Annotated in this window: 3 protein-coding genes and 1 pseudogene; 2 read left to right on the top strand and 2 right to left on the bottom strand. The window is 69.4% G+C overall.

The window, feature by feature from the left end; all coding sequences use genetic code 11:
• Positions 1-263 (bottom strand): annotated as a pseudogene (locus ACFDTC_RS08485) (tripartite tricarboxylate transporter substrate binding protein); the annotation flags it as partial.
• Between the two features lie 163 nt (positions 264-426).
• Between ACFDTC_RS08485 and ACFDTC_RS08480 the strand changes: the two are divergent.
• Positions 427-1,101 (top strand): response regulator transcription factor, encoded by a 675-nt coding sequence (locus ACFDTC_RS08480; protein WP_375258447.1) that lies wholly within the window; start codon positions 427-429, stop codon positions 1,099-1,101.
• Positions 1,094-3,487: an extracellular solute-binding protein gene (locus ACFDTC_RS08475; protein ID WP_375258446.1), complete on the top strand. Its 2,394-nt coding sequence runs from the start codon at positions 1,094-1,096 to the stop codon at positions 3,485-3,487. Before ACFDTC_RS08480 ends, ACFDTC_RS08475 begins: the two co-directional genes overlap by 8 nt.
• Positions 3,488-3,519: 32 nt before the next feature.
• Here ACFDTC_RS08475 and ACFDTC_RS08470 read toward each other — a convergent pair.
• The coding region (locus tag ACFDTC_RS08470; protein ID WP_375258445.1) for a phosphatidylglycerol lysyltransferase domain-containing protein at positions 3,520-4,104 on the bottom strand (585 nt) is incomplete at its 5' end.

The raw sequence follows: 4,104 nt of genomic DNA, 5'->3' as shown, positions 1-4,104 counted from the left end.
GCCGAGCCGTCATCGGTGCGGGTGGTGTTGAACAGGTTGTAGGCCACGGCGCCGATGCCGCCGGGCATGAACGTGACCTGGATCGGCTCGCTCACATGCGGCGCAAGGCCGGTCTGGGCGATGCGGCAGGTCAGGTCGAAGCCGCCGCCGGGGTTGGCGGGGGCGACGCATTCCGGATCGTCGATCTGGCTTTGCGCGAAGGCGGGGGCCGCAAAGGCGGTGGCGGCGACGAGTGTGGACGCGGCAAGGCGTGCGAATGACATAGGTATCCTCCCAGGGTCTGTCTGTCCGGGTCCTCTCCCGGTGCGTCCTCTATCGCGAAACAGGCTGAACGGACGCTGACGCGAAACTGACAGGACGCTGACCCGGCGGCGCGGGGGGCATCCGGCGCTTTCCGGCACGGTGCCGGGTTGCTAGATTCCGGCCATGCGCATGCTGCTGGTGGAAGACAACGACGACCTGGCCGAGACGATCATCGATCGCCTTCGGGCCGAGGGGCATTCCGTCGACCGCGAGCGCGACGGCAACGAGGCGAACGAGCTTCTGCGCCACTTCAAGTTCGACATCGTCCTGCTGGACGTGAACCTGCCGGGGCGCAGCGGCTACGAGGTGCTGCGCTCGCTGCGCAGCCGCGCCGACGAGACGCCGGTGATCATCCTGACGGCGCGCAGCCAGATCGACGACCGCGTGGTCGGGCTGGATGCCGGGGCCGACGACTACATGATCAAGCCGGTCGATTTCCGCGAGCTGTCGGCGCGGTGCCGGGTGCTGGCGCGGCGCCGGGCGGGCAATGCCAGCAACATCTTCACGGCCGGCGCGCTGGTGTTCGACCGGGCCGCCAAGCGCGCGACCGTCGACGGGTGCGACACCCAGATGCGCGCGCGAGAGATCCAGCTGCTGGAAATCCTTATCGACAACATGGGCCGGATGCTGACCAAGGAGGACGTGGCCGACCGGCTCTACACCTTCGAGGAAGCGCCCAGCATGAACGCGGTCGAGCAGCTGGTCACGCGGCTGCGCCGCAAGCTCGAGGGCACGCCCTTCGTCATCAAGACCGCGCGCGGCCTGGGCTACATGGCCTACCTGTCCGACGATGACTGAGCGCGCGGCCCATTCGCTCCAGCGGCGGCTGCTGGTGACGATGGCGGCGGGCTTCATCATCCTGCTGGTGCTGATCTCGGCGCTGTTGTGGACCTATTCCCGCAACGCCGCGAACCGGACGCACGACCTGCTGCTGGCCGGCGCCGCGCTGGCGATCCTCGAGCGCGTCTCGGTCGGGCCGGACGGCGTGTCGGTCGACCTGCCCAACTCGGCGATGGAAATCCTGTCGCTGAACCCGGTCGACCGCGTGCTCTACCGCGTCTTCGTGCCCGGCGAGCGTGAGATCACCGGCACCGACGACCTGCCCATGCCGCCCGATCTGCGCCCCTCGGCGGCGCCCGAGTTCTTCGATACGCCCTATGGCGGCGCGCCGTTCCGCTTCGTCGTTCAGGGCCGGCAGCTGAACGCCGCGGATGGCCGGCAATGGGTCGCGGTGCAGGTCGGGCAGACGGTCGAATGGCGCACCGCACAGCAGCTGTCGTTCTTCGGCACGGGCCTTGCGGGCCTTGCCGTGCTGTCGCTGATCGGTCTCGGCTTCGTCTGGGTGGCGATCCGGACGTCGCTGTCGCCGCTGCGGCAGATCGCGTCGGACCTCGCACAACGCGAGCCGTCGGACCTGCGGCTGGTCGAGGGCGCGCCCCCGCGCGAGATCCGGCGGCTGTTCGACGCGATCAACGGCTTCATCGAAAGCCTCGGCCGCAGCCGCGCGCTGACCGAGACCTTCATCGCCGACGTGGCGCACCAGACGCGGACCTCGCTGTCCGCCTTGCAGGGGCACCTGTCGCTGGCCGCCGATGCCAAGGACCACGACCAGATGCGCGCGCGCCTGGTCAAGGCCGACCGGCAGGCCGCGCGGACCGTGCGGCTGACCAACCAGCTTCTGGCCAACGCGATGGTGATCCACCGGTCGGACCGGTCGAGCCTGCAGCCCGTCGCGCTGAAGCCGCTGGTGCGCGACATCCTGGCGGAAAGCCTGCGCGACAGCCGGATGCGCCACGTCTCGCTGTCCTTCGTGGGCGACGCGGTGGGCGAGGGCGAGGACGTGATCGCCGGCGACAGCGTGTCGATCCGCGAGGCGCTGCGCAACCTGATCGAGAACGCGGTGCGGCACGGCCCGCCAGACACGACGATCACCATCACGCTGACCGCGTCCGACACGCATGTCCGGCTGAGCGTCGAGGATGCCGGCCCCGGCATCGCCGAGGCGGACCTGCCGCGCGCGACCGAGCGCTTCACCTCGCTGTCGAAGGAGAGCACGGGTTCGGGGCTGGGGCTGTCGATCGTGAAGGCGGTGGCCGAAGGGCACGGGGCGGAGATGACGCTTGGCCGTTCGGCGCTGGGCGGGCTTGGGGTGATGCTGGTCTTCCGGCGGATCCTGGCGTTTGTGCTAATCGCGCTGTGCGTGCCCGCCGCACCGGTGACGGCGCAGACGCTGGTGGTGCACAGCGCGACCGACAGGCCCGCCTTCCAGCCGCTGGTCGAGGCGTTCGAGGCGCGCATGCCCGGCGTCGAGGTCGATTACGTCGAGTTCCAGACGCTGTCGCTCTACCACGCGATGCTGAGCCGCGAGGCCGGCGATCCCCCGGACGTGGTCATCTCGTCGGCGATGGACCTGCAGGTCGACCTGGTCAATCGCGGCATGGCGCAGCGCACCGAATTGCCGGCGCAGATCGTCCCGCCGGACTGGGCCGCGTGGCGGTCCGAGATCTTCGGCTTCACCTTCGAGCCGGCCGTGATGATCTACGACACGCGGGCGATCGCCAAGGCCGAACTGCCCGACAACCACCGCGACCTCGCCACCTTCGTGCGCGAGAACGAGGCGCGCTTCCGCGGCCGCATCGGCACCTACGACATCGCCGAATCCGGCATCGGATACCTCTACGCGACGCAGGACAGCCTTCAGGGGCCGCAGGCGTTGCGGCTGTTCGAGGTCCTCGGCCGTGCCGATCTGCGCACGTTCTGCTGCACCTCCGAGATGGTCGAGGCGACCGCGCGCGGCGAGCTGGCCTTCGCGTTCAACGCCATCGGATCGTACGCGGCCGCGCAGGCCGAGACCGAGCCGCACCTGGCGCTGCATTTCTTCGACGACTACAACCTGGTGATGTCGCGCACCGCCTTCGTGCCGAAGGGTGCGCGCCAGCCGGATCTTGCGGCGCAGTTCATCGGCTTCCTTCTGTCCGAGGACGGGCAGCGCGTCCTCGACGACCGGACGCCGCTGCTGCCGCTCGTGCAGACGCCAACGCCCTCGTCCCAGATCGAGCAGGAGATCCGCAACCACCTCGGGACCTTCCTGCCGATCCGGCTGACGCCCGGCCTGCTGACCCATCTCGACGAGCTGAAGCGCAAGTATTTCCTGTCCGCGTGGCAGACGTCGCTGGGCCGTTAGGAGGCGTGGTGACCGGTGGCATCGTGCGCGTGTCAGGCGCTTCGGCGCGCATCGGTGGCAGGCGTTGCAGCCTCCTGCTCCTCGGCCAAAGCCACAAGCGGTTGCGCAGGGGCCGCGACGGCAACCATCCGGTCCGACGTCGCCATGTGAGGCGGCAGCTTTCGGGCGACCAGCAAATGCGCGGTCAAGAGCGCCTCGATCAGGCCCAGCGGTCCGGCGGCGGCGACGCTGCGCATGGTCCAGGCGGGTCGGTATATCTCCTTGAAGCGCCGCAGCCCGCGAAGGCCGTGGCGGTCATCGTACCGGTCGTAGAATTGGTGCCCGATCCGCGAGAGCGCACCCGTTTCGCCGCTTCGGTCCAGCCCGGAAAGCGGCGCCGAGCAGAGGTTGAAGCGTTCCGCACCGCGCTCGGCCGCGGCGGCGATGGCGGCCACGACGAGCCGGTGCATGGTTCCGTTCGGCGCGTCGGGCAACTGCCGCATCAGGTCGAGCATGCATTCGCGGCCGTCTCCGGACGTCCAGAGGGTCACGAAGGCGATCGGTCGCCCGTCAAGCCTGGCCACGACGGCCACATGCCGCGACGCGAAGCACGGGTCCCAGTGGCCCATCGAGAAACT

Origin of the sequence: Citreimonas sp., assembly GCF_042096055.1 — a bacterium.
GTDB lineage: Bacteria > Pseudomonadota > Alphaproteobacteria > Rhodobacterales > Rhodobacteraceae > Citreimonas.
Note: the sequence above shows the minus strand (reverse complement) of the source record. Positions and strands in the feature narration are given on the sequence as shown.